The organism is Streptomyces sp. NPDC018947, assembly GCF_044390505.1.
Taxonomy (GTDB): Bacteria; Actinomycetota; Actinomycetes; order Streptomycetales; family Streptomycetaceae; genus Streptomyces.
Genome location: NZ_JBIRZD010000019.1, coordinates 38200 through 62845 on the forward strand (window position 1 = coordinate 38200; position 24646 = coordinate 62845).

22 protein-coding genes and 1 pseudogene are annotated in these 24646 nt (G+C 71.5%); all 23 read right to left on the reverse strand.

Annotated features, from left to right (window positions below; translation table 11 throughout):
• Positions 1-2: 2 nt before the first annotated feature.
• The 23 genes and pseudogenes from ACH499_RS29795 to ACH499_RS29905 all read right to left on the reverse strand — a co-directional run bounded on the left by ACH499_RS29795 (position 3) and on the right by ACH499_RS29905 (position 24631).
• A complete protein-coding gene (locus ACH499_RS29795) occupies positions 3-1250 on the reverse strand; it encodes a DUF317 domain-containing protein (protein WP_399019645.1) in 1248 nt (415 codons plus the stop codon).
• Positions 1251-1317: 67 nt separating this feature from the next.
• Positions 1318-2436, reverse strand: a complete 1119-nt coding sequence (locus ACH499_RS29800) for a DnaB-like helicase N-terminal domain-containing protein (RefSeq protein ID WP_399019647.1) — start codon at positions 2434-2436, stop codon at positions 1318-1320.
• On the reverse strand, positions 2436-3707 hold the full coding sequence (locus ACH499_RS29805) for a DNA cytosine methyltransferase (RefSeq protein WP_399019649.1): 1272 nt from the start codon (positions 3705-3707) through the stop codon (positions 2436-2438). The genes ACH499_RS29800 and ACH499_RS29805 overlap by 1 nt, the downstream gene beginning before the upstream one ends.
• The gene (locus tag ACH499_RS29810; protein ID WP_399019651.1) at positions 3704-4555 is read right to left on the reverse strand and encodes a transposase; all 852 of its coding nucleotides are present in this window, start codon (positions 4553-4555) and stop codon (positions 3704-3706) included. The genes ACH499_RS29805 and ACH499_RS29810 overlap by 4 nt, the downstream gene beginning before the upstream one ends.
• 309 nt (positions 4556-4864) lie before the next feature.
• Positions 4865-5200 (reverse strand): helix-turn-helix domain-containing protein, encoded by a 336-nt coding sequence (locus ACH499_RS29815; protein ID WP_399019653.1) that lies wholly within the window; start codon positions 5198-5200, stop codon positions 4865-4867.
• Complete coding sequence (locus ACH499_RS29820; RefSeq protein ID WP_399019655.1) at positions 5197-6384, reverse strand: tyrosine-type recombinase/integrase; 1188 nt, start codon at positions 6382-6384, stop codon at positions 5197-5199. Before ACH499_RS29820 ends, ACH499_RS29815 begins: the two co-directional genes overlap by 4 nt.
• Positions 6385-6749: 365 nt before the next feature.
• Complete coding sequence (locus ACH499_RS29825; RefSeq protein WP_399019657.1) at positions 6750-7526, reverse strand: PIG-L deacetylase family protein; 777 nt, start codon at positions 7524-7526, stop codon at positions 6750-6752.
• Positions 7527-7566: 40 nt separating this feature from the next.
• Positions 7567-8004: a glycosyltransferase family 2 protein gene (locus ACH499_RS29830; protein WP_399019659.1), complete on the reverse strand. Its 438-nt coding sequence runs from the start codon at positions 8002-8004 to the stop codon at positions 7567-7569.
• A 216-nt stretch (positions 8005-8220) separates the two neighbouring features.
• Entirely contained in the window at positions 8221-8529 is a 309-nt protein-coding gene (locus ACH499_RS29835) for a hypothetical protein (protein WP_399019661.1), read from the reverse strand.
• Positions 8487-9017, reverse strand: a complete 531-nt coding sequence (locus ACH499_RS29840) for a hypothetical protein (protein ID WP_399019663.1) — start codon at positions 9015-9017, stop codon at positions 8487-8489. Before ACH499_RS29840 ends, ACH499_RS29835 begins: the two co-directional genes overlap by 43 nt.
• 147 nt (positions 9018-9164) lie before the next feature.
• Positions 9165-9896 carry an NUDIX domain-containing protein gene (locus ACH499_RS29845; protein WP_399019878.1) on the reverse strand — a complete coding sequence of 244 codons (732 nt, stop codon included), beginning with the start codon at positions 9894-9896 and terminating at the stop codon, positions 9165-9167.
• Between the two features lie 206 nt (positions 9897-10102).
• Positions 10103-10498, reverse strand: coding sequence for a hypothetical protein (locus ACH499_RS29850; protein ID WP_399019888.1), 396 nt, complete (start codon positions 10496-10498; stop codon positions 10103-10105).
• A 61-nt stretch (positions 10499-10559) separates the two neighbouring features.
• Positions 10560-11489: pseudogene (locus tag ACH499_RS29855) on the reverse strand (MFS transporter); the annotation flags it as partial.
• The gene (locus ACH499_RS29860) at positions 11473-12510 is read right to left on the reverse strand and encodes a phosphotransferase enzyme family protein (RefSeq protein WP_399019665.1); all 1038 of its coding nucleotides are present in this window, start codon (positions 12508-12510) and stop codon (positions 11473-11475) included. The gene ACH499_RS29860 and the pseudogene ACH499_RS29855, both read right to left, overlap by 17 nt.
• Positions 12507-13025, reverse strand: a complete 519-nt coding sequence (locus tag ACH499_RS29865) for an HIT family protein (protein ID WP_399019667.1) — start codon at positions 13023-13025, stop codon at positions 12507-12509. The genes ACH499_RS29860 and ACH499_RS29865 overlap by 4 nt, the downstream gene beginning before the upstream one ends.
• A gap of 401 nt (positions 13026-13426) precedes the next feature.
• Entirely contained in the window at positions 13427-14479 is a 1053-nt protein-coding gene (locus tag ACH499_RS29870) for a bifunctional metallophosphatase/5'-nucleotidase (protein WP_399019669.1), read from the reverse strand.
• Positions 14480-14692: 213 nt separating this feature from the next.
• Positions 14693-15574 carry an aminoglycoside phosphotransferase family protein gene (locus ACH499_RS29875; protein WP_399019671.1) on the reverse strand — a complete coding sequence of 294 codons (882 nt, stop codon included), beginning with the start codon at positions 15572-15574 and terminating at the stop codon, positions 14693-14695.
• Positions 15571-16125 (reverse strand): AAA family ATPase, encoded by a 555-nt coding sequence (locus tag ACH499_RS29880; protein WP_399019673.1) that lies wholly within the window; start codon positions 16123-16125, stop codon positions 15571-15573. The genes ACH499_RS29875 and ACH499_RS29880 overlap by 4 nt, the downstream gene beginning before the upstream one ends.
• A 58-nt stretch (positions 16126-16183) precedes the next feature.
• Positions 16184-18076, reverse strand: coding sequence for a hypothetical protein (locus tag ACH499_RS29885; RefSeq protein ID WP_399019675.1), 1893 nt, complete (start codon positions 18074-18076; stop codon positions 16184-16186).
• Positions 18076-20247, reverse strand: coding sequence for an HAD-IA family hydrolase (locus tag ACH499_RS29890; RefSeq protein ID WP_399019677.1), 2172 nt, complete (start codon positions 20245-20247; stop codon positions 18076-18078). Before ACH499_RS29890 ends, ACH499_RS29885 begins: the two co-directional genes overlap by 1 nt.
• Positions 20244-21980 carry a non-ribosomal peptide synthetase gene (locus ACH499_RS29895; protein WP_399019678.1) on the reverse strand — a complete coding sequence of 579 codons (1737 nt, stop codon included), beginning with the start codon at positions 21978-21980 and terminating at the stop codon, positions 20244-20246. The genes ACH499_RS29890 and ACH499_RS29895 overlap by 4 nt, the downstream gene beginning before the upstream one ends.
• A complete protein-coding gene (locus ACH499_RS29900; RefSeq protein WP_399019680.1) occupies positions 21981-23312 on the reverse strand; it encodes an aminotransferase class I/II-fold pyridoxal phosphate-dependent enzyme in 1332 nt (443 codons plus the stop codon). It abuts the gene before it with no gap.
• Positions 23309-24631, reverse strand: a complete 1323-nt coding sequence (locus ACH499_RS29905; RefSeq protein ID WP_399019682.1) for a hypothetical protein — start codon at positions 24629-24631, stop codon at positions 23309-23311. Before ACH499_RS29905 ends, ACH499_RS29900 begins: the two co-directional genes overlap by 4 nt.
• Positions 24632-24646 lie beyond the last annotated feature (15 nt).

Below are 24646 nucleotides of genomic sequence, written 5' to 3' on the forward strand. Positions count from 1 at the left end.
GATCAGTGCCTACGGCTGACTGCAAGGCTGCCCATGACCGTCTGAGCAGTCGGCGATGTGACGGCGCATTTCTTTCTTAGTTCGCGGCCCCCGGCCTGAGCGCTGCGGGTGCCGGTTCCGTGGACGAGGTTTTCGGAGAGGTCGGCCAGCAGCGAACTTGGGGTGTGCGCCGACGCGGTGAGGGTCCACGCGGGCCGGTCAGGATCGGCACCGGCCCATACGGTCCATGTGGCCAGGTTCTGGCTCGGGTGCTGGGTGGTGAAGGCGTCGAACTGGATGCCCGCGTCCCCAGCGGGAGACGTCCAGCGGATCCGTCGACCGTCCACGGTGTGCTTCCATCCGGCCTCGGACAGCGGCTGCGTGGCCGCGGTGACCATCTTCTCGTCTGCTGGGGCGCCGATGACTGTGTCCCAGCCTTCGCCGTCGGCGAGGTGATTTAGCAGCTCCTCCAACACCGGGGCGGGGATGGCGCCGGTCGCGGTGAGGACCCACATGCGGTCGGAGACGGGCGTCTCGTAGGCGGCTATGGTCCACGAGGTCTCGTGAGCCGAGGTCTCGTGAACGCGCTCGATGCGCAGGGTCTGGGACTCGTGGATGGCGTAGGTTGTCTCGTCCGACCAGGTCCGCCAGCGTTCCCAGTCGCCGTGTGCATCCAGGAAGGCGTCGAGGAGGGCGTCGTGGTCGCCGGCGTCGGCCAGGTAGACCGGGACTGTCTCCGGCTCCGGGCTGGAGGGTTCGGGCTTGGCTGCGGTGAGGTCGAAGACGGCGCGGGCTTCGACGGCGGCGCGTTCGGTGTCGGTCATGGGCGCCGGGCCGGGGCGCATCTCGGCCGCATGGACCTTCTCGAAGGCGAGTAGGGCCTGGGCGTGAATGAGGAGCTGGCCGTGGCGGATGTCGTCGTGAATCTTCTGGGCCTCGTTGGAGACCTCGCGGATTTCGCTGCGGGTGTACCAGGGCATCGGGTAGTTGGCCCAGTTCCATTCCTCGTCGATGGCCTCCTGGAGCCGAGGAGTGATCTCGACGGTGATGGCGCCGACGGTCAGATGTTTGGCTGCGTCCTGCGCCCAGTAGGGCTCCTCGTGGTCGATGCGGGCTAGGACCAGGACGTTGGCCGCGAGGACGGCCCAGTCGGCTGCCTCGAGAGCTATGAGAGTGATGCGGGCCTGGCTGCCGGTCAGGACGGCGGTCACGGCGCTGGGATGGGTTGGGTGAGTGTCGAGGCGGACGTGAGCGTCAATGGGGGGAGTCACGTTGGGGTGTCGTCTCTTCTGCCGGTGGCCGGGCCTTCGGGCCCGGCCACCGGCGTGTGCGGGGTGCTTATCGGGTTGCGCGCGTGGCGCGGGTGGCGTGAGCGGCCGTCGTGGTCGGCGAGCCGGCGCGAGTGGCGGGTGCCGGGCGCGGTCGTGGTGGCGGGACGGTTCCGGTGGCGTGCTGCCAGCGGGTGCGGACGGCGCTGATGTCGGCGAAGGCGCGGCGGGCGCCGACGACGAGCTGGTACGGGGTGTTCGCCGGGTCTCCGGCGTACGCCGAGATGCGCCGGCAGGCGTGGTCGGCGGTGGCTAGGAGGGAGCGTTGCAGGGCGCGTTCGGCCCAGTGCTCCACGGATCCGGCCGGTTCGGCCAGCAGGCGGAGCACCTTGCTGGGTTCACTCGCGTTGTCGAGCAGGCCGCGCTGTTGGGCTTCCCATAGGACGGTGACGGGGTCGACGGGCTCGCGGCGACGGGCCAGGGCGGTCAGGCATTGCCACAGGCCAGCGTGCAGGGGTCGGGTGAGGTCGTCGGGGAGCAACCACCGGACGGACTCGATGTCGGCGGGGTGGGCGGTGGCGGTCGCTAGGAGCAGCTGCTCCTCCTCGACCGCCTCGGAGTGGTCGGTGGTGATGGCTGGCGGCGGTGCCGCGGTGCGGGGCAGCACTCCGGTGCGCGGCGGGAACCGGCTCGCGATGTCATCCACGACCGCGGTGAGCGCGTCGGCCTCGGCGAGCACTGTCTCGACTGGGTACGGGTGGGTGGCGTCGTCGACGCTCTGGATGAGGCGTTCGGCGGCCGTCTGCAGGCGCCGGCGGGCGTGTTCGGCCTCGACCATCCGTGCGTAGGCCGGTGCGTGGCGGGGCCAGGGGCAGACTTGGACGAGGGTGTGCAGGTAGGAGGCGGTCAGTCCGCGCGCCTGTTCGCGCCCCGTGGCGAGCACTTGGTCGAGCCATTTGGTGTTCTTCGCGTGCTCGGCGGGGTCGGGCGGAGGCAGGGTGCTGATGGCGGTGAACAGGGCGGCGTGCGCGGCGGTGGAGAACGAGTCGGTGGCGATGCCGGTCACGTCGCCGAGGCGGTGTGGATGAAGGAGGAGGGCGCCGAGGAGGGCCTGCTCGACGTGGAACACCGGCTGCGGCGGTGCGATGGCATCGAGGTGGTCTTCTTCGGGTTCGGGGACGTGGGGCATCAGGCTGCGAGGGTGAAGTCGTCGGGGTTGACGGTGACGCCGAGGTGCGGGGCGAGGAGGTGGCCGGCGAGCAACGGCGGTACGGCGTTGCCGATCTGGGAGAACTGCTGGCCCTTGTTGCCGGCCCAGGGGTAGTCGGCGGGGAAGGTCTGCAGGAGGCCGGCCTCGCGGGCGGTGATCCGGATCGGCTCGGGTACCACTGGCGTGTCCGTGTCCTCGGTCGGAGGCGAGGCTGGTTCGGCGACCCAGGTGCACTCGTTCGCGCGGTGCCCGAAGAACAGTGTGCCCGCTGGCTCGGACAGCGGGCGGACGGTGGCGTTCGCTTGGTTGTTGCTGCGCAGGGACCAGGACCAGCGGCGTGCGTCGGCGGTGAACGTCGGCGCCGGAGCGTCGGCGGCACGGTTCTGTCGTGCGCCGTGCCGTGCCTTCCAGCCAGTTCCTTCGCGGCGGGACTGCAGGAGAACACCGTCCGGCCTGGGCATCCAGGTGCCGTGCTCCCGGGCGTCGGAGAGCGACTTGCGGGAGCCCGAAGGGAACGGTTCGGGTCCGCCGCCGGGTCCGCCGCCGGCGCAGACGGTGGGAACGGGCCGGTCAGTCGCGCCCCATCCGAGGGCCTCGGCCATGCTGACCCAGCGGGCGCGGCCCGGACCGAACAGCGAGTCAGGCTCGGCGACTTGGGCGTGGGTGGGCGTGGGAGGCTGTGCCGTACGCACCCGGGAGGCGATCAGGATCGCTCGCCTGCGCGTCTGTGGAACGCCGAAGTCGGCGGCGTTGAGGATCCCGTACCAGACCGAGAAACCCCAGCCGCGCAGAACGGCCGCGTACTGCTTCCACAGCGGCAGAACGTCCGGCACCTCCTCCATCGCGACCCACTCGGGCTTTCCGACCGTGTTCAGGGCATGCAGGTAGCGCATCGGCTCGGCCGCGAGCAGGGAGCGCTCGTCGCGGCAGGCGGCGAGGAGACGCTCGCGGGTGTCACGTCCAGCAGCGAGATCCTCCACCGCCGCGTGCACCAGCGGCTGGTCCACCAGGCCGAGGCGTTTGCCGGCCATGCTCCACGCCTGGCACGGCGGGGAGGCGATCAGCCCGCGCGTGCGGCCGAGGAAGGGCCACGTCGGATACATGGCCACGTCGGTCCGGATCGTCAACTGTCCAGCGGCCACGCGCGCCTTGCATGCCCACTCGTCCCATTCCAGGCCGACGTCGCGCACGCCGAGGACGCCCAGTGCCCTGCTCCAGCCGCCCGGCCCCGCGAAGAGGTCGAGTATCACGTGGCCAGCCTGAAGTCGTCGCGGGTCAGCGCGTCCGTGTCCCCTCGGCACGCCCAGGGGGAGCAGCCGTCCACGACGCCGTTCTCCAGCGCGTCGGCTTCGTCTGCGTCTATGCGCAGTGCTGCCCGTTCGGCGGCGGTGACGTGGTCGATCGGCGCCTGGCTCAGCGGGACGCGGGAGCGGTGCAGGAACGCCTCGCCGAGCAGTCGGCTGCCCGAGGCGTTGGCGCGGGCATTGCCCTGCCGGATGGCCGCATCGAATTCGACGACGTCTGCCCACTCGGAAGGGGATGTGTCCCTGATATGCCTCCACTGCGCATTTCCGTGGAACGGGCATCCCAGGCAGCTCGATTTCGGTGTATCGGCCAGCCCGAGCGAGGTCAGGTATCGGACACAGTCCGCTCTGCTCCAGCCAAGTTCTAGGAGTGGATGCCGGTTGCGCATGTATTTCACGTCGGCGTCTTTGGCGCGGTGGAACTCGTCGGTGGAGATTCCCACCCACTGCTCGACAAACACGCCCTTGGGGATGCGTGAGGGGTAGGGGTGTCCGAGTAGTTCACGTACCGTCTGCTTTATCGGCTTTACCTTATAGCTGCCCTGCCTCAGCTTGGGAACGGCGAGCTCGACCGTGCCCGCCCGGGTGTCCCACTCGCGCGGGCGATAGCCGTTGCGATGGTTGACCCTCTCGTCGCTGACCTGCCCGTATTCGGCGTTGCAGAGGGCATCAGCCTCCGCGGACATCAGGGCGTCGGCGAACGTCTTGATCATCGCGCGCAGCAGATCGGGACTCGCCGCGGCCAGATTCTCCTCTGCGAGGGCGTGCAGGGGCAGACTGTCGGGTGCGGTCATCGTGCTGATCTCCTTGGAGCTTCGACACCTCGAAGATCAGCCGGTGGCCGTTCTCATATCCGGACCCTCACTCCGACGCCAGGACAAACGCCCGGATCAGGTGGGAACCCGTACACCACTTCCCAGGACGCAACCAAGCCTTCCTTGTTGACCCGCCACAGCCGCTTGCAGCGTCTGCACTCGGCTGCCGGGTGGTAACGCTTGGAGCGCCACTGGTGGCACGGGGAACAGAATGGCGGTTGCGCTCGCGGTCCCCAGCCGAGACACCCCGCGCACTGCCCCAGCGAAGGAAGGCGTGATCGGGCCATCTCAGTTCGGCGGGAGCGACCTCGGCCGCCCCGCTCCGCCCGGTCGGCGTGGCACCGGCCGCGGCAGCTCTCCCGCAGCCTTCGCCAGTTCCTCGCCTTGGGCTGCCGGAGTCTTCCGGGCCACGGGCTCGGCGACCAGAAGGTCCGCGACCGTGCAGTCCAGCGCGGCGCAGATCAGGTCGAGGTCCTCCAGCCGCACCGTCACCGGCGTACCCGACCACAGCGCGGAGACCTTCGACAGCGACGGAGTGAACCCGACTTGCTCGAACACGGGCATCAGCTCGCTTGGCCGCCAGATGCCCCGGTTGGCCGCCGCCCACCGCAAGTTCCACTTCACGACAGACCCCCCGCGTCCACGCGCAACCGCTGTGATGCCCGAGCCGACGAGCGCCGGCTCGCCATCTCCGGATCACCCTGAGCAGACAAAATGTACCGAACCGTGGTCGTCGTCCAATCATGACCAAGCAACTTCTGCACCTCCCACAGCGACATCCCCGCCTCGTAGCGGTGCGTGGCACAAGCGTGCCGAAGCAGATGCGGAAAGATCCGCTCGACCGGACCCGACAGGTGAGCCGCCGAGGCCCGTCCCAGCGCCTTCCGCAACGTCGATGTCGTCACCGCCGGCCCCACCGGACTCGGCTCGCCCCCGAGATCCCGGGCCAGGCGCTCCGAGGGCCAAACGGGCGACTCGGGGTGCTCTGGGTCGTCCGAGAACAACCCGCGCACCTCCTCCACGTACCACCACAACAGCTCACGACCCTCGGAGAACAGGAACGCCTCGCGCTGCCGCGGCCCCGATCCTCGGGCGCCCTTGCCCTGGACGACGAATCGCCCGAAGTCGCCCGCCTCCCAGTGCAGGTCCTTCATACGCATCTGGCACAGCTCCGAAGCGCGTACCCCGGAGATGTAGATCAACTTCGCCATCAGGTAGTCCCTGCACGCCACGGCCTCCTTGCGGGCGTGCGCCAGCTCCCGTCGCCAACCGGTGAAGAACTCGCCGACCGCCCGCGCCGACGGCGGCACCCGCAGGCCGAAGTCGCCGCGGTGTGCGTGCCGGTTGAACGGATCGATCGGCGACTCGACCGTCGCCCCGAACCGCCGGAAGATCTCGTGCGCGTAGCGCTGCTCCAGGAACGCGAAGAAGTGATCGATCCGATTCAGCTTCGATCGGACTGTCGGCGCCTGGCGCTTGCCGATCCCGGCGAAGTAGGCATCGACATGACGAGGCGACAACCGCCACGGCACCACGCCGTAGTGGTCACACACCTCGATCACCGGCTTCGTCAGCCCGTCCAGCGTCGAGGACGCCAGGCCCGCCACATCTCGTGCCCACTGGTACTCGACCAGCGTGTCCATGAAGAACAGCTGCTCGTCCTCCCGGTCGGCCCCACCGGCATACCTGCGCTGCAGCGACAGGACATCACTCAGCCCCTGCTCGTCGCCCGGCAACTCCCCGTCTGCGGAAGGCGGTTCGCTGAGCGGCGGTACAAGGGAGAGCACGCGAGTCCTGAGATCTGCCATGGACAGCGAAATTACAGCAGCAGCTCCTGAAATTCAGGAGAACAGCCTAAAATCCGGGAGGTCTGCTCATCGAGTCCAGCGAGCCTCCTACCAGCTGAGATGGCACGACGTACCGCTTCAGCACTCGTGGGAACCCGCTCGTACTCCAGTTAGGAGGCAGGTCGTGCGGTAGTTGACGTGCTGGACCAGGATGCGGCCGCCTTCGTCTGTGATCAGCACGGACGTTCCCACCCATAGGGCGGCTGCGGCGCGTACGGCTCTGTACTCCTCGTCGGCCATCATCGTGCTGGGCGACGTGTCAGGGGCGGGCTTGACAGTCATCTCGTCTCCGATCGTGCGGGAGGGACCGAGTGGACGGCGGTCGGTCAGGCGACGAGCCGGTGAGGGGCACCCGGCGCGGGGCCGGGGGTGAGCCGGGTGAAGTACTCGGTGGTGATGATCTCGTGGCGTTCCGGCTCGGGCAGGCGGGCGAGCAGGCCGGGCAGGGGCCGCTCGCGGGCGGCTTCGCTACGGTGCGCGAGGATCGCCTTCATCTTCACCGCGGCCCAGGGTGAGACGTCGACGGTCGTGGTCACGTACGCCTCCGGCACCGTGAGGAGCGTCTTCCCGACGCTCTGGAGTAGCGGGCCGAGTCGACCCACACCGGATTGCGAGTGTGTGGCCGCGTACAGCGCGGCAGGCTGCCAGGGCTCCCCGGAGTCGGGATACAGGTGCGGCAGGCCGGCGGCCTCGACGGCGAGGAGGGTGATCTGGTGGGCGCGCCGGTGGTCCGGGTGCCCGGTGAGCTGGCCGAGGGCATCGTGGCCGATCACGATGTCGGGCCGGACCTCACGGATGTGTGCAACCAGACCGCCGACGGCTTCGTCGAGGGGCGCGTCGACGAGGCGCACGGCGCCGTCGGGTGCCGAGGCGGGGTTGCGGGCATCGGCGTAGCCGAGCAACCGCGGGGCCCCGGCGCCCAAGACGTCGAGGGCCTCAGCCAGCTCGGGCGCGCGGTGGCTCGTCGGCGCCCAGGTGGCGGTGACGACGGAGGTGCGGGCGCCAGCGGCGTGGTGCTGTGCGAGCACACCGCCGGCCAGCAGGCTCTCGTCGTCGGGATGCGCGAACACCCCCATCAGCGAGGGCAAAGACGGCTTGTTCATGGCGAAAAGGGCTCCTCGAGTGGCGGAGGGGGCAACGAGGTCAGATGATCGGCGGCCGTCCGGCGGAGGTGAGCCGGTAGACGGTGCGCCAGCTCATCGGACGCTGCCGCTTCGTACGTCGGCTCGTCCATCCTTCGCGCATGCCGTGCAGTGTCTGGTTCAGTCCGCCGCCGCGCACGGCCCGGGCCAGGGTGATGGTGGTCCAGGCGCTCAGGTAGAGGGGGAGGAGCGGGGCGGGGAGGTTGCGGTGGGCGATCCAGATTCGGTTGCGGGCGGCGAGCCGGTGGTACAGCACGTGGCGGGTGGGTTCGGTGAGTGGGTGGTGCATGCGGATCGACGCCGCGTACCAGCCGCACCAGCCCGCCTCGTACAGCCGCCAGGCCAGGTCGAACCCCTCGTGATACAGGAAGAGTTGATCTTCCCACCCGCCTACTGCGCCGAAGGCGTCGCGCCGGATCAGGACGACGCCTTCGGTCATCGACCTTTCCCGGCCGTCCCGGGTTCGAGGCGCGCAGCCGGGGGACCCAGCGGCGCGGCGTGGTCACATCGTCCGGGCCGGTCAGCCGGGGCTGCACCCAGGCGGCTTCTCCGTCGGTGCGATGAACACCGCCTCCTGGACGACCTGTTCCATCGTCATACCCCCTCCGCGACGACATCGGCGGCAGGACGCTCAACGGGCCCGGGCAGCACCACGTCACGGCCACCGGAACACCAAGCGGCAGTGCCGCTTGTCCAGGACGTCGCCGGCGGGCAGCGCATCGTTGGGCGTGCTGGCCGGGTGGACCGTCAGGACGGGGTCGGCGTACTGGTCGTTGGCTTCGGCGCGGATGTGGCGGTCCCAGGCCAGGACCGTGGCCACCAGCCGCTCGGCGAGCGCGGGCCCCTGCTCGCCGAAGGCGTACGCGCCCCACTCCCACTCCTTGTCTTCCCTGCGATCGCCGTCCTTGGTCTGGACGTGGATCAGGTAGGCCAGGTCGAGGTTGCGCTGAGCGAAGGCGGCCACGTAACCGTCCCGTTCGACGCCGACGGCGAGAGGGGGCCGGTGACGGCGGCGGCGAGCGCGAGGGAGACTCCCGGGCCCGGGCCGAGTTCCAGGTACCGCTGCCCAGGTGCCAGTTGCAGCGTCTGGCACGCTTCAACGGTGGCCTGGCCGTAGGTCGACATCGACGTCATGTTCCCGCCGGTCACCGGCCCGCGTACGAGCGCGTCGAGTTGTTCCCAGTCACGCTGGAGCAGAACCGACTCACCGCTGTGGATCAGGTCGAGCCATTCCTCCTGGTCCTCAGGATGCGCACCGTCGAGCAGGCGCCACTCGATCGGCTCGACGCCCGGATCGCTCACCCGTACGTACGCGTGGGGAAGCATCACCTCCCGCGGCACCGACAGCAGCGCCTCGCGCAGCAGGACATCGGTCAGCACGCCGTCTGCCTTGAGCTGCTCCACCATAGCGGCGCGGCGGGCACCTGTCGTAGTGGACAGGTCAGCAGACATGACTGTCCTCTTCCTGACGCGGTGGATGGCAGGGCGCCGGCGCAACGGGCATGACGGTCAGGCAGAGGGCCCGAGATGCCTGTAACAGGCGTCCTCGCGCGCCGCGCGCAGGGGCGGCGTAGGCGGCGCCGATCGCCGCGAAGTCGCTCAACGCTCCCATCCCAGCTCGCTGTAGGAGCGGCCGGCCCGGATGCCCTCGATTGCGACACGGGGTAGGGGCACCATCGGCTCCGGCAGGTCCTTCGCGTCCCACCACTCCCAGGCGAGACACCGGTCGGGTTCGCGTTCCTCGGGAGTGCCCTCCCAGTGGCGGGGGCGGAAGAAGAGCTGAATCCTCGGCCGGGCTCCGGGTCGGTCCACCGTGTGCACCGTGTGGACGAGCTCGAGGTCGGCCGGATCGATGAACAGCCCGGCCTCCTCGAACGCCTCGCGGGCAAGACCGGCGGTCGCCGCCTCCCCCTCCAGGTGTCCGGCGAGGGCGTGCCACGATCCGCCCGCGTACGCCGAGTCCGGGTGCCGCAGTCCCAGCAGGACCTTGCCGTCGCGCTCCAGGTGGAGGTGGACGCCGACGACGTGCAGCACCGTCCCGGCCGGGGCCTCGCCAGGTAGAGGACGGGCCGCGGCCGGGGGCTCTTCCACGGCGGGGTGTTCGGCCGCGTGGCGGCGGATCAGACCTCCAAGTCCGCGGCTGAGCTGGACCCGGTCGAGGGTGTCGACAGTGAACCACTTCAGCAGGACGCCTTCGTGGAGGTCCACCGCGTCCGGGTCACCGTTCCAGCAGCCCGCGTAGGCCACGACGGGCACCGCCAGGCCGTCGATGCTGGTGGCCTCCTCCACGGCGTACGGCGTCAGGCCGACCGGTTCCAGGCCAGGCACCATTTCGGCGAGCTCCCGGCGCAGGGTCGCTTCCAGAGAGGAGTCGCCTGGTTCACTTCCGATGGTCGCGCGGATATCAGAGCGGGAGGGCGGCACGTGATCACCTCGGGACATGTGGGACGGGATGTACGGGCGGGGAGAGCGGGGCGCGCCTGGCGGCGGGCTCGCCGCTGACGGCTCCGGGCTGGGGGCCGTGTCCGGGTTCGTGCTCACGGGCCGCCTTCCGAGGAGCGGTCGTCCCGCACATCCGCGGCGACTGCAGGATGGGGGACGGTCGGCCCCGACGGCGTGGGAGGTGTGACGGACTCGGGTGAAGGAGAAGCCACGGCGGGCGCGCTGGGCATGTCCAGCAGGCTGCGCAGCGGGGAGCGGTAGAGAACCATGAGGGGGACGAGGAGGAGGCAGGTGCCGGCGGCCAGGGTGGGGCGCACGCCGATCCAGGTGCCGAGCCCGCCGGCGAGGAGCGCGGCTACTGGCCGTGCACCGGAGGTGAGCCAGGTGCTCACGGCCTGCATCCGGGCCTGCATGCCTTGGGCGGTGACGACCTGACGAATGGTCCGCTGGGTCGTCCCCGCGGCCGCGGCACAGGCCAGCTGAAGAAACAAGCGCACCACTGATGGCGACCTGCCAGAGGAGGCCTGGGGAGGCGAGGAGCAAAGGGATCTGGGTGAGCGGGGTGATCGCGAGCGCGGCGAGCATCATCGGCCCGGGCCCGTATCGGGCCGCGAGCGAGGGGGCGGCCAGAGCCCCGGCCGCGGCGCCCAGGGCTCCGATACCCAGGGCCACGCCGAAGGCGGTCGCGCTCATCGCGATTGACCGGAGCAGGTACAGCGCCCACAAGGTATCGAGGAGCGCCAGGGCGAACGACGTCGTCGCGTTCACGAGGGTCAGGGTGCGCAGCCGGTTGTCGTCGTTCACGTAGCGCAGGCCCTCACCGATCTCGGTGTGCAGACGGCGGCCTTCCGCTGCCGGCCGGGAGCTTTCGGGGGCCTGGATGCGGGCGGTGCACCAAGCGCTGACGAGGTAGGACAGGACGTCTCCGAGAAGCGCCCGAGCCGGGCCGAGGAACGCGGTCAGGACGGCGCCGAGGTTGCTGCCCGCGGTGGCGGCGACGGCGAAGAGGCTGCCGACGCGGCTGTTGCTCCGCTGGAGCAAGGACCGGTCGACCAGACTGGGCAGCAGACTGATCGCGGCGGCATCGTGCAGCACCCCCGCCGCGCCCTGCACGACCGCGACCACCATCAGTTGGGACAGGGACAGCCGGTCCAGCGCGGCCGCCACCGGCACGCTGGCCAGCGCGGCGGCGCTGACCAGGTCCCCGGTGATCATCTGCCTCCGCTTGGAGTGGCGGTCGGCGAGAGTCCCGGCGTGCAATGCCAGCAGTGCGGGCGGCAGTTGGCCCAGAAACGTCAGCCAGGCGACCTCGGCGGTGGTCGCGTCCAGTTCGAGCACCGCCAACACGGAGATCACCATGCTGCTGATCGAACTGCCGGTCACGCTGGCTGCCTGCCCGGTCAGGTAGCGGCGGAAGTTGCGGTGCCGCCACAACGACGGCCGGGTGCCAGGAGAGGAGGAGGGGTCAGTGGAGGAAGTCATGGAGCACCTCCTCGGCTTCCGGCAGGCGCTCGCACAGCTCGCCCATGGCCGCCTGCCGGTTGCGGCCGTACGCCTCGAGTTCGGGGGTGACGGCGGCCGGGTCGTCGACGGCCTCGGACAGGGGATACACCGAGCACGCCAGGTACCCGGCGGCAAGGCGGGGCACGGCTAGGAGCTCTTCGGCCGGCAGCGCCGGGTTGGCTGCCCGGTAGGCAGCGACAGCTTCGGCAAGGCCGGTAGGCCACTGAGGCTGCGCCAGGATAGTGCGCGGGTCGAGGACGATCCGCCCGAGCTCCCAGGCGGGGCTGCGGTGACCCGGCGGCCGGAAGTCGATCAATGCCGCCACCTTCTGTCCCCGCAGGAGCAGGTTGGGCGAGGCCAGGTCTCCGTGGACGGTCTGCACCGTCAACGTCGCTGGCAGACCTTTGACCATGGCGGCCACGGCAGGCAGCGCGTCGAGCCGCCGTGCGGCGGTCTCCCGTGCCCAGGCGGGAAACCCCGAGGTGGGCGGCCTCTTGGCGAAGAGGGCGAGCAGCCGGTCGAAGCGCTGCCGGGCCCGTTTCACATCGCAGACTTCCCGGGCGGGCACGCGGCGCGGAGGTCCGGACGGGTGCCGGGCCAGGGTCCGGTGCAGGCGTCCGACGGTCTCGCCCACCGCGGCCCACCGGTCGCCGGACAGGCCGCCCTCAGCCGTCTCCGTGTCCTCGATGTACGCCGCGACTGACACCGCCATGCCGCCGGCGGCCGCGATGAGGTCACCTTCCAAAGTCTTGCGCACTACCGGGACCGGGATCCGGCCGAGCCGCGCAAACTGGCCGAGCTCGAGCGCCTGGCGTTCCGCGTCCAGATCGGTGCCCGTCGGGTAGGCCTTCACGAACCACCGGGCTCCGTCGCTGTCCCGGGCCACGTAGTTGCGGGTCGCGGTCCCCGCAGGGCCTTCGCCGACTACGGTCGGGACGATCCGGTAGAACAGCGTCAGGATCCCCGCCACGACCATCACGTCCGACTCTGCGCCGTTCATCGTCGCACCCCCGGCCGACCGGTGGGAGGCAACAGCTGGCGCAGTGCTCGGGCATCCGCCTGCAGTTGCTCCTCGTCCTGCCGTCCGAGATCGAGTGCGTCGAAGGGCAGCGGGCCGCCCGGCGCCAAGTCCGTTCCGGCTTCACGTCGCGGGACGCAGTGCCAGTGGGCGTGCGGGATCTGGTTCCCCAGCAGCAGGTAGTTCATCTTCAGCGGCTCGTAGAGCGCCTCCACCGCGCGGCCCAGGGCGAGGACGTCGCGCCAGAGCGCGGCCGCCTCCCCCTCGTTCAGCTCGGTGGGTTCGGCGACATGACGGCCGGTGTAGATCACGACGGCGTACCCGCGGACCTGGCCGCTGCGCCACAGGTAGGCGTTGCTGACCTCCCCGCGCCGGACAAGGAGGCCCCAGACGACGTCGTCGGCGGTGAAGTCGTTCACGCACATCGGGCAGTTGGTGCCGTAGCGGTGGTCGGTGAAGTGCTCCGGCCAGGCGCCTGTATCACCGCTGGCGCTCATGCCCCCCACCTCGTATCCGGTCGTGCTGCGCTGCGAATGGCGTCAACCCTGCGTCGGGGCCGGGCCAGATACGGGATAGCAAACCGGAGCTGTTCGAATGCGGCGGGAGGATTCACGAGGGCGGGCACAGGATGCACTGGGTCCTCCAGAAGGGCGCATGAGGGGTACTAGTGCTCTAACAACGGCCCCCGGATGGACCTGTAACGGGCAGACCCGGGGCAGATTGTGAACAAAAGTTCTAGTGAGCGGTGGACGGCGCTCCAGTGCAGCAAGACGGGCACGGAGGGATACTCGAACGCTTCGTGTCACCCGTTCGTGGACTTGCCCTGCGGTCGTGAGGGCGTAGCTGAGGGAGGCAGTGGTGCCGGGCCCGTGCCAGGCAGATTCTGGCGGCATCGGCGCTAACGGTCCGGCCGAGACGCCGTCGCTTTGCATGCCGTCAGCACGCAAGGTCGGTGAGCTGTTTCCGGTCGGCTCTGTCTCACTGCCCGTCCCCCGTGGTGAGCTCCTCCAGAACTACTTGGCTCGGCGTGGCCGTGTACGGACAGGTGGCTGCGCACTGCTGCGCCAGGAAGTCCGTAGTGAGGAGCGGGACGCGTCGTGCCGGCACGTCGAATGACGAGGGAGCCACCGCCCTCGAACAGGTCCTGGACTGGCCGGCTGTGGGCGGTCGCCGAGGGGCCGGTGTGCAGCGGGCGGTTGTCGTACGGGACCGGCTCGATCAGTTCGCGGCGGGTCAGAACGTCTCCGAGGGGGCGGGGGGTGATCGCGTTGGTGTTGAGGATGACGCCGAGCCCAGTTTGTCGGCGTAGTCGGGCGGCCACGCGGCGCAGGAGTTCCTCCGGGCTGAAGGTGCGGTTCTTCCAGTGGCTGCTCGGCTGGCCGACGACTTCGTCCAGCGATTTTTCGGCTTCGCCGATCGCCTCGGTCGCCCAGTCCAGTTCGGCCGGGAACGGCAGGGAGGCCGTCGGCTCGACGGCGGTCGTCCATCCGCCCGGGTGGAGGCGGGCGGTGGCGATGCCTCTACCGAACTCGGGTGCCTTCACAAGCGTGGTGGTGCCGATCTCTTCGGGGCCGGTGTCAGCGCTGTGGCAGTAGCCGGAGAAGACGAGGTCGAGGAACGGGCAGCGGCCTGCCAGGTCCGGGTCCCGCCGGTAGCCGTGGTGACTGAGCAGGACCCAGGCGTCGACGTCCTGGTGGTGCTGGTCGTGGAGCTGGTGCAAGGCGCGGGCGGGGTCGGTCACCCTTTGGCCAGCGCGAAGGTCGGGGGCGATGCTCGCGAAGGCGTCCGGTCCGATGACGGCGGTGATGGCGAGCGCACGGCCGGAGAGCTCGGCCAGATGCAGCGGCCGGAAGAAGGAGGTGCCCGTGCTTGGGTCGATGACGTTGGCGCAGACAGTCAGGTCGTGAAGACGCCCCGTGTAGTGGGGCCAGCCGTGGTTGCCGGGGGGCAATTACGTCGTACAGCTCGGTGAGGATCCGCTGTTCGACGGCGCCCCTGGTCACGGGGTAGTAGGTGCCCTCGAAGAAGTCGCCGCTGTCGACTATCAGGCTGGTGGCACGGGCGCGGTGGAGTGTGGCGATCAGGTCGGGGGCGCGGTGGAGAGCGGAGTGGAAGTCGGTGGTAGCGGTGATGGCCGTCTTCGCGCCGACGCTCGGTGGGGGTGTCATAGCGGTCTCCGTCCGTGCGGGATGGCGGTCCCCGGCGCCGGGGCGGGCCAGGCGCGTACGGCGGCGGTCAGGATGCCGCGGGCCTCGGTGGCGAAGGCATGCTGTCTGCGGGCGGTGCCCGCGACGACGATGGCGGCGGCGTCGGTGACGGTGCAGATGCGCATCAGCTCGCTCTCTGCCCGGTCCGGTTCACGGCCGTATCCCTGGTAGAACGCGGTGCGCAGGTCCGGGTGGCGGTACAGAGTGCGCTGGGTGATTCGCAGGAAGTCCCGGCCCACTGCCTCGTAGCGGCTGGTTTCGAAGTCGATGACGCCCGCCTCTGCTTCGGTGTTCCACAGGACGTTGCGACTGGTGAAGTCGAGATGCGAGGGCTGCGCCTGCTGGGCAGGGAGGGCTTCCAGCAGGTGCAGTGCCTCGTCAAGGACTGCGAGGTCGGCACCGGACAGCGGGTGGGTCCCGTCGGTCAGCTGGGCGCGGATGTACGCGGCGCGCTCGGCACCGAAGGCGGGCAGGACGGTTCGGGGCGCGGTGGCATGGAAGCGGGCGAGCAAAGAGCCGGCCCGCTCGTAGGCGCGGCGCTTCTGCTGACCGGTGAGGGTGAGGGACTGCAGAGGATGGCCGGCGACCGCGGTCATCAGTAGGAGCTGCGCGTCCTCGTCGACATCGAGCAGTTGAGGCGCGCTCGCGCCGAGCGCCGGGGCCCAGCGGGAGAGGGCCGTATGCTCCCGCCGGAAGCTGTCGGTGCTGGTGTTGGCCTTGAGGATCATCTGCCGTCCGTCGGTGGCCCGCAGGCGGAGCACCGTGGTGGACGTGCCGGGCCAGCTGTGGTCGGCGACGACCTCGGCCGGCCCGGCCATCCTCGCTATCGCGTGGTTCACGGCAGGTTCAGGAGGGTGAGGGCCTTCGCCACGACCTGGTCCGGGGTGAGCGCGGTGGTGTCGATCACGTCGGCCCGCTCACCCAGCCAGGTCGCGTACGCCTGCTGATAGACCTCGAGCTTGCGGCGCCGGAAGACGCGGACCTTCTCGCTGCGCTCCTCACTGTCGGGGAACTCCATGCTGCCCTCGATACGGGCCCGGATGGTGTCGGAGTCGGCGTGCAGGAGGAGGTGGTGCACCTCGACGCCGGCCTTGGCCAGGGCGTCGAAGATCTCCTCGGCGTACTCGCGGCGCAGCAGCGTCATCGGTGCGATGACTGGCCCGCCCTGGGTCTGGCGGTCCAGCTCGGCGCAGAGGCTGGCGACCAGGGTGCGCCAGGCCGGGTAGTCCTGGAAGTCCTTTTGCCGGCTGGGGTGATCGCCGATGCTCTTGCGCAGGACGAAGCCGATCTCCTCGGGGTCGGTGATCAGACTGGTGGGGAGCTGTTGGTGGAGGAGTTGGGCGGTGGTGGTCTTGCCGCCGCCGAAGGGACCGTTGACCCAGATGATCATGCTTGTGTCTCTTTCGTGTTCTCGGTGCTGATCCCCGGCCGGTGTCCGGCCGGGCCGGTTATTGCTGGTGGCCGGTGGCGTCAAGGTGGGGCAGGAGGGGGACGCGCTGCTGGTGGTAGGCGACGTGGAAGCGGTCCGCGTGCACGACCCAGATTCGGTGCAGTTCCAGGGGCGTGTCCGTGGAGGGAGGGGTGAGGGTGATCGTGTGCTGGCCCGGGGCGGCGGCCAGATCAGCGTGATCGTACGAGCCGCGCCGGGTGGAGCGGGGCCGCAGATGGACGGCGAACAGGCCACGGGCCTCTTCGGGGAAGGTGACGTGGATCTCGGCGGGTTGACCCGGGCGGAGGGCAGGCGGAATGGTGATGTCGAGGGGGGCCAGGGTCGGCGGGAGGCTGAGAGCGGGGCCGCACTTGGGGCAGCGCAGGGTACGCCGACCGGACAGGCCGAGCGGGCTGGTCAGGTGCTCGAACTCCCGGGGCGCGCCGCAGTATCCGCACGCGGGCGCGGGCGCCCAGTGCGCGGTGCGGTGGTGGGCGCGGGCAGCGGTGAGCTGCCGGGAGAACGCGCCGCCGCGGGTACGGCTGAGGATCTCCAGGACGGTGCGCCCCCACTGAAGGCTCTGCTCCTCGACGCGCTCCTCCCATCCCTTGCCCGGCGTGCGGGCGGCGGCCAGGAGCGTGTCCAGGGCGGTCTGCCGGTAGGAGGTCATCTCCTCCACGCAGGCGGACAGGTCCGCGTCTGGGCGCCGATCGAGGGAGGCGTACAGCCCCTGTTCGAGGGCTCCGGCGTCAGCCAGCCGTACCCGCCAGCCGCTCAGCGCCTCGGCGTCGGCGAGCGGCCGGACGGGCGCGGGCGCCGGTACGGGTGCGGTGGTCGCGGTGTCGGGCGCGTGGAGTCGCTGTTCGGGGTCGCCGAGCAGGATCGCGGAGGGGCCGCGGATGCCCCGGCGGTGGCCGTCGGCGTCCAGCAGCGCGGTGATCTGGCCGAGCCGGGCGCCGGAGTGCAGGCTCGCGGCGGTCAGGCGGGGTTCGTGCCCGCTGGTGTCCAGGTCGCCGCGCAGCAGTCCGAGGACTGCACTGGGGTAGCCCTCGACGGCGTCCAGGGCCAGGCTCACGTCGGAGGGGTACTGCTCGCTCTCGCCCAGGGTGATCGCGTTGCACACGAACAGGCCCAGGACGCGGGCGCGCAGGGTGTGCGGGGCGAGGGGGCGGGTGCGGCCGGCCGGGTCGATCTTGCAGACGCTCGGCGTGCACCCGCCGGCCAGTACTGTCCCGTCGGGGCCGTGTTCGGCCGGTCCGCTCAACCCGCACAAAGTCACGGTGCCCAGGGAGGCGTGCGCGGCGGAGCCGTGGGCGTCGACCAGGAGGCCGGCGAAGTCGCCTGCCAGGACGTCGGTCAGGGTGCTGCGCTGGTCGGGGCGCCCGGGGGTGAGTACGTGGGTCAGTCCGGTGGTGCCGTCCAGGAGCGCGGTGCGCGCGGGGGCGGACCGGTCGGCGGCGAGGAGTTTCGCCGCGGCGAAGGTGATGGCGGCGTCGTCGCGGCCGGTGAGAACCCCGGCGAGGGTATTGTTCCGGGCCGCGGCCTCCAGGAGCGGCATCAGGACGCTCAGGGTGAGCGTCCGGGAGCGGGCGACGACGAGGACACTGCCTCCCTCGGGCCCCAGGGCGCCGGGGTCGCGGACCCGGGCGGGGGCGAGGACGTGGTGGGGGCGGCCGAGCATACGGGCGACGAGGTCGCCGAGGTCCTCGTGGCCCACAAGGCTTACCACCCGGGCCTGCGGCGGCCCGCCCCGGCCGAGGTCGGGCGCCGGGTAGGCGTGCAGGATGTCCGCCCATCGTTCGGCGCGCCCGGTGTCCTCGGGCCGAAGGACGGGCACGTTTCCCTCGTCCAGCAGCCGGGCGGCGTCGGCGAGGGCGGACGCCCAGTGGTATCCGTCGGGAAGGCGGGGCATCAGCACTCCTCCTGGTCGGCGGGCGTGATCAGGGCGCGCAGCACGTAGGGCACGGACACGCTCGCGGGCAGGCGGGCGGCCTCCTGCCGGGCGGCCGCCAAACCGTCCCGGTGGGCGGGCTCGGTGAGCTGGTGCTGATAGGGCCAGGCTCGGTCGGCGAGCGCACCGAGGGCCTGCTCGGCGGTGCGGTGCTGGGTGAAGTCCGCCAGCGTCCGGTCCTGGGTGGGCCGCCCGAAGGCGGCGAGGTGGGCGGTGATGCGCTGGTCGGTGCCCTTGCCGAAGAACAGCGGGCGCGGACCGTCGGCGAACGCCGCCCGCCGGTAGGCGGCGTCGATGCCGGCGAGCGGGTGAGGGCCGGCCGGATGCAGCAGCAGCCGGACGAGGCGGCCGCCCGGACGCAGGACGCGCAGCGCCTCGTCGGCGGCGAGCAGCGGATCGGCGGCGAACTGCAGAGTCTCGTGCTCGACGACGACGTCGGCACCGAGGGCGGGAAGGGGGAGCAGCAGCGCGTCGGCCTCGACGACCTCGACACCCGCAAGGTTCGCGTCCCGCAGGTGGGCGGCCATGGCGGCGGACGGTTCGACAGCCCGGTAGGAGGCGGGCCCGTGCCCGGCGAGCTGCCGGGTGATCCGCCCGGTCCCCGCACCCAGCTCCACCACGTCGCACCCGGACAGCTCCTTCGCGGCCCAGGAGCGCAGGGCGTCGGCCATGGGTTGCGCCAGGGGGCGGTGCCGCTCGTAGACCGCGGCGAGGGCCGGGGTGTAGAGGGCGTCTTCGGGGGCGCGGGCGGTCAGGTCCGGGGGCCCGTCGAGCAGCGGGGCGAGCGCGGCGGCGGTATGCGGCCACGGCCAGGAGCTGGTGGTGTCCAGGACGAGCTGGGTCATCTGGCGCAGATGGCGCAGGAGGCCGAGCAGCGGCCGGAGGCTGGCGGCGAGACCGGTATGGGAGGTCGGGTCCGCGCGCCGCGAGGCCGTCAGCGCCTCGCGGATGACCGGGGGGAGGTAGCGGGAGGCCGTGGCGCCGGGCCAGGGCGCCGGCTGGTGCCGCACGAGCAGGGTGGCCAGCGCGGTGAGGTGCTGACGGACGGCGTCCAGATGGGTTGCGGCCGCCAGCGGGTCGCCGCCGGCGTCGGCGGCGGCGAGCTGGTGAAGGGCCCAGCCGGTGTGGTGAAGCAGGTCGTCGGCGCGTCCGGCGGCGGCTGTACGGGTGGCGGGGGTCCAGGGCGGCAGGTGCTCGGCGTCCACGTCACCGGCCGCCTCCGCCCAGGCGTTCACGTGTCCGGCGGCGGCCCTCGGGTCCGCGCCGTGCGGCAGCAGCCGCCAGGTGGTCAGGGTTCCGGCGGCGCCGACGGTGGCCAGGGCGTCGGGGCCGAGCGGCACCACGGTCACGGTCGGGTCGTGTACGGCCAGGCGGGCGGCGAGCACCGCCGGGGGCAGGCCGGTGGTGAGGTAGCGGGTCGCCACCGTGGTCGCCTCGTCGGCTTCCGCGTGGCTGGAGGGCGGCGCCGTCCCGGCGGGCACGCCCGCGGCGCGGACCGGAGGCTCGCCAGCTGCCGGGGGGAGCGTGACGCCGAGACCGGTGAGGAACCGCTCGAACTCCTCGGCGCCGGTGTAGTGGTGGGCGTGCAGGCCCACGTGGAGGGCGGCGGTGATGTTGGTCCGGCTGTCGTCGGTGAAGGCGACCTGCCCGGCCGGCAGGTCCATCAGCGCCAGCGCCGCCTCGTAGGCGCCGGGGGCGGGCTTGGTCACCCGGATCTCGGCGGAGTTGGCGACGTGGTCGAACACGTCGGCAAGCCCGTGCAGCTCCAGATCGGCTGCGACGACGGTGGTGTTGTTAGTGAGGGCGCAGGTGATCAGCCCGGCCGCGCGGGCCCGCCGCAGCAGGTCGGCCATCGCCGGATCGGCGTCCCCGCGGTCAGCCGCCCACAGCTCGGCGGCGCGCTTCCCGGCCGCGCCGAACTCCTCGCTCAGGCGCGTGGTGACCTGCTCGACCCACTGCTCGTGGCTCCACACGCCGTGGTGCGCCAGATCGAAGCCGCCGTCGTAGGCGACCGAGCGAACGGCCTGCTCGGGCAGACCGCATTCCAAGGCAGCCGTGATCGAGCTGCGGCGCGGCCACAGCCGCAGGACGCCGTCGACGTCGACGAGCAGTCCGCGTACCGAAGAGGTCATGGTGTACTCCCGGGCGTCAGTGCAGTGTTCAGGAACCGGGTGGTGGGATCGGCGTAGAACGCGTCGAGCGGGATCTCGGTGCCGTACTTCTCGTTGATCTGTTGCAGCAGGAGCAGGGCGCCCAGGGAGTCTCCGCCGCAGGCGAAGAAGTCCCGCGTGCCATCGGCCGGAGCTCCGGTCTGCTCCTGCCACCAGCCCGCGACGGCCTCGGGCAGCCCCGGTTCCACCGCCTGGGTGTCCTCTTGCGGGCTCGCGGGCTCGGGGTCGGAGGCGGCGAGGGCGCGGCGGTCGATCTTCCCCGAGGAGGTCCGGGGCAGGGCCAGGCGTGCGGTGATGAGCGCGGGGACGGCCGCTGGCGGCAGCCGGCCTGCCAACTGCCTGCGCAGCCGCTCCGGCAGGTCCGTGTCGTCGGTCTCCACGTGCAGGACCAGCCGGGGTCTGCCGCTCGTCCCTCGGTCGGTCAGCAGCGCGGCCGCGCGCACGCCGGGGATCTGGGTGGCGGCCTGTTCGACTTCGGCCGGCTCCAGGCGTACGCCGCCGACGTTGAGCTGGTCGTCGGCGCGGCCGAGGAACATGAAGCGTCCGTCCTGCGGACGCTCGCGCACCACGTCCCCGGTTCGGTACACCCGCTCGGGCCGCCGGACACCGTCGGGGCCGGTCAGCCGCAGCAGGAGAAACGCCTCTGCGGTCGGGCCGGGTTGGCCGAGGTAGCCGGAGGCGAGGCCCGCACCGCCGAGGTAGAGCTCCCCGGCCACCCCGGCCGCTACTGGCTGCTGGTAGTCGTCGAGAACCCAGGCCCGTACGCCGGGCAGCGGGAGGCCGATCGGGACCGGGTCTTCGTCCGGGTGGACGTGCCGGTGGACGATCGCGTCGACGCACGCCTCGGTCGGGCCGTAGGCGTTGGCCACGTCGTACCGGCTGATCCACTGCTCCAGCGGCCCGGGGTGGAGCGCTTCGCCGCCAAGCACGATGCGCCGCAGGTGGGGCAGTTCGGTGTACGGGGCGGCGGCCAGGTAGGTCGGGGTGCCGGTGAACGCGGTGATCTTGTGCTTGGCGAGGAAGCGGGGCAGGGCCGGGCCGGGGACGCGGTCGCGCGGCCCGGCGATCTGCAGCCGGGCCCCGGCCGTGAGCGCGCCCAGGACCTCCCAGAGCACCGCGTCGAAGGTGAGGGCGGTCAGCTGAGCGACCCGGTCGCGGGGGGTGAGGCCCGCCCACTGAGGCAGGGCCGCCGCGCGGGCGGCGACGGCGCGGTGGGACACCAGAACGGGCTTGGGGGCGCCGGTGCTTCCGCTGGTGTGCCAGATGCAGGCGATCGCCTCCTCGTCCGCGTAGAGTCCCGGCCACCCGGTCCCCGGCGGCACCGGGATGGTGGCCGGGGCGAGGGCGGTGAGGCCCTCGGCCCATCCGGGCGCCCTACCGGTGGGGGTAAGGATGCCGGTGGCCCGGCAGGCGGCGGCAATCTGCCGCAACCGCTTGGGCGGGTGCGTCACGTCGACGGGGACGGCCGGGACGCCAGCGTGCCACGCGCCGAGGAGAGCGGTCACCCACGCGGTGCCCGGGACGAGCGCGAGCAGGACCGGGCCGCCGAGCCCCCGCTCACGCAGCCGGGCCGCGGTGTGCGCGGCAGCGGCGAACAGCTCGGAGTAGGTGAGCTCGTGTTCGTCGTCGGCGACGGCGACCTTGTCCGGGCGCCGGCCTGCGGCCTTGGTGAGGAGGCCGGTGAGGTCCGTCATCTACGCCGCCTCCTTCCGGGGTGCCGGCAGGACGACGCCGCGGTGCGCCTCGCGCAGCAGGCCGAGGGTGTGCAGCAGGTTCTCGTGCGGGACGGACACGTTCACGCGGATCCGCGGCGGCCCGGGATACAGGTGGTGCCAGGACTCCTTGGTGCCGCCGAAGAGGAGATGGGCGTTGAGCTTGAGGTCGAACTGGCGGCCGACGGCGTTGACCCAGGCGACCGCTTCCTCGGGGCGGTCGAGGCAGGCGATCAGGCGGGGCAGCAGCGAGTACCCGGAGACCGGGCGCAGGTGGTCGCCGGTCTCCAGCAGGTCTCCGGCGTGCTCGGTCAGCAGCTCGAACCCGCGGGCGAAGTGCAGGCTCATCGCGTCCAGGTGCTCGACGATGGCCCGGCAGTCCACCTCGGCGGGGACGCATGTGACCTGGTGGTGCGCGTACTGGCGGGCGATCCACCGGTAGCGGCGGGTGAAGGCGGCCGGGTCGGGGGCGTGGGCGGCCTCGGCGAGCAGCAGGACGGTCAGGTAGAGCAGGACGACCTGTCCGGTCAGGGGGCTGCTCGAGGCAGTGCGGTCGAACTGGTCGTCGCGGACCGCGTGCAGGAGCGAGGTGTGCCCGCTGATCAGCAGGCCGGGGCGGATCCCGGGGACGCACAGGTCCTTCGACGGGGTCATCAGCACGGCCGTGTCCTCCACCCGGCCGGACAGGGTGGCCCGTACCCGGTCGGTGACCTGGTGCGGGCTCGGGCCGGTGCCGCCGGCGAGGAAGACGACGTCGACGACCCGGAAGTCCGCTTTGAGCGGCGGCGGGGTGTAGAGGGTGCCGGTCACCCCGTTGGGGAAGATCTCCACCAGCGCGGTGTGTGAGGCGCTCTCGCCGGTGGCGTGGACGGCGCCGTCGTGCCGGTAGCGGCCCAGGACGGTGCCGCCCCAGCGGCGCGGCGTCTGCTCGAAGGCGTAGTAACAGGGGGCGGGCAGCACCAGTCCGGCGTCGCACGCGGCCAGCCACCGGGTGACCAGTCCGACCCCCTCGGTGGCCCCGCTGGTGAAGATGACCTGCTCGCCCTCCAGCTCGACGCCGAGGTAGGCGCCAGCCAGGGTGGCGGCCAGGGCGCGGTCGCGCTCGTCGGCGGGGGTGCCGTACTCGTGCAGACGGCCTGTCCGGGCGCACTCCGCCAGGGCCCGGTGCAAGAACCGATGGGTGGCCGGGGCAGTGGGGTAGAGGTTGTAGCCGTAGCCGATCTGGGCGCTGGCGCGGGAGACGCCGTCGCGCAGTTCGCGGTAAACGGCCACGCACGGGGCGTCCTCGGTGAGGGGAGCCATCAGCGTGCTCATCGCGTCACCCCCGAAAGGATCGCCTGCACGTCGGCCGACGCGCTCGCCGTCGCAATCTCGTCGAGCCGGGGCGTGAATGGGTAGGGGTCCTCGGGGTGCAGGCCGGCGGTCCGTTCGGCCAGTTCGGCCAGCGGGACGCTCCCGTCGGCGGCGGCGATCATGATCTGCGCCAGGCGCGGCATGTCCTCGGCGCCCAGCCCCAGCCACGTCGCTTCCGCGAGTCCCAGGCGCAGGGCCGGTCCGTTCACGGGCAGGTCGGTCAGCCAGTTCACGTGCAATCCGGCCTCGTACAGGCGCCCGGCTGCGTCCCGGGCGCTGTGCTGGGGGGTGCGGGTGACCCATAGCTGGTGGGTGCGGGTGTAGCCGAACTCGGCTCCCGCCAGGGCCCATCCGCCGTGGGCGAGCTCCTTGCCCAGCGTCCGGGCGTTGGTGACGACGGCGCGGGCGTAGGAGTCGGCGTGGTCGGCGAAGGCCGCCAGCGAGAGGCCGAGCGCGGCGACGGCGGCGAAGTGGTGGTTGGACACCATGCGGGGCTGAATCTGTGTGATCCGCTGGGCGGTGGTGAGTTCGCGAGTGGCGATGATGCCCTTCTGCGGGCCGGGGAAGGACTTGTGGGTGGAGGCCGAGAGGCTGTCCGCACCGGCGGTGAGCGGGTTGGGCAGCACGCCGCCCATTACCAGGCCGAAGGTGTGAGAGACGTCGACGTGCACAGCGGTGGCAAGTCCGCTCTGGTCGATGGCGGCGGTGAGCGGGGTGATGTCGAGGCCGGTGAGGGCGTGGCACTGGTCGACGTAGATCAGGCTCGGGCGGTGCTCGCGCAGGAAGCCGGCCAGCTCGTCGGTGTCCAGCTCGTGCGTCCCGTCTCCGGGGAGGTGGACCGGGGTGTACCCCATCTGCCGTGCCACGTCCGCGGTGGCGTAGTGCCTGCCCTGGGCCGGGGCGAGGCAGGCGATCGTGCTGCCGGGCGGCCCGCCGAGCGCAGCGATGACCATCTGCATCGCGTGCAGCCCGGACAGCGGCCGGACGTTCACGGCGGCGGCGCCGGTCAGGCGGCGCAGCAGCGGGACCGTCAGGCCGGTCTCCAGCCAGGCGGCCTCCTTGCCGGCGGGGAAGCGCCAGTCGCCGTCCGCCGGGTCGGGGCGCTCGTCGAACATGTAGCGGGCGGCGAGGTCGGCGACGAAGGGCAGTCGCGCGATCGGGGTCATGACGTTCTCGGCGGGGATGAGACTCAGGGTGCGCCGGGCGCGTTCCTGGTGGGTGCGCAGCACATCGAGGCCGCGGGTCAGAAGCTCGGCGCCGCTGGGTACGGACGGGGTCATGGGCCAGGGTCCTAA

Bases quoted from the DNA above. Each gene is read 5' to 3' on its own strand.
- ACH499_RS29865 (WP_399019667.1), bottom strand. From the start codon at position 13,025: ATGAGCGCCAGCGGTGATACAGGCGCCTGGCCGGAGCACTTCACCGAC.
- ACH499_RS29810 (WP_399019651.1), bottom strand. From the start codon at position 4,555: ATGACCGCACCCGACAGTCTGCCCCTGCACGCCCTCGCAGAGGAGAAT.
- ACH499_RS29845 (WP_399019878.1), bottom strand. From the start codon at position 9,896: ATGGTGCCTGGCCTGGAACCGGTCGGCCTGACGCCGTACGCCGTGGAG.
- ACH499_RS29880 (WP_399019673.1), bottom strand. From the start codon at position 16,125: ATGATCATCTGGGTCAACGGTCCCTTCGGCGGCGGCAAGACCACCACC.
- ACH499_RS29820 (WP_399019655.1), bottom strand. From the start codon at position 6,384: ATGGCAGATCTCAGGACTCGCGTGCTCTCCCTTGTACCGCCGCTCAGC.
- ACH499_RS29800 (WP_399019647.1), bottom strand. From the start codon at position 2,436: ATGCCCCACGTCCCCGAACCCGAAGAAGACCACCTCGATGCCATCGCA.
- ACH499_RS29840 (WP_399019663.1), bottom strand. From the start codon at position 9,017: ATGTCTGCTGACCTGTCCACTACGACAGGTGCCCGCCGCGCCGCTATG.
- ACH499_RS29900 (WP_399019680.1), bottom strand. From the start codon at position 23,312: ATGAGCACGCTGATGGCTCCCCTCACCGAGGACGCCCCGTGCGTGGCC.
- ACH499_RS29860 (WP_399019665.1), bottom strand. From the start codon at position 12,510: ATGAACGGCGCAGAGTCGGACGTGATGGTCGTGGCGGGGATCCTGACG.
- ACH499_RS29885 (WP_399019675.1), bottom strand. From the start codon at position 18,076: ATGCCCCGCCTTCCCGACGGATACCACTGGGCGTCCGCCCTCGCCGAC.
- ACH499_RS29895 (WP_399019678.1), bottom strand. From the start codon at position 21,980: ATGACGGACCTCACCGGCCTCCTCACCAAGGCCGCAGGCCGGCGCCCG.
- ACH499_RS29905 (WP_399019682.1), bottom strand. From the start codon at position 24,631: ATGACCCCGTCCGTACCCAGCGGCGCCGAGCTTCTGACCCGCGGCCTC.
- ACH499_RS29830 (WP_399019659.1), bottom strand. From the start codon at position 8,004: ATGACCGAAGGCGTCGTCCTGATCCGGCGCGACGCCTTCGGCGCAGTA.
- ACH499_RS29890 (WP_399019677.1), bottom strand. From the start codon at position 20,247: ATGACCTCTTCGGTACGCGGACTGCTCGTCGACGTCGACGGCGTCCTG.
- ACH499_RS29825 (WP_399019657.1), bottom strand. From the start codon at position 7,526: ATGAACAAGCCGTCTTTGCCCTCGCTGATGGGGGTGTTCGCGCATCCC.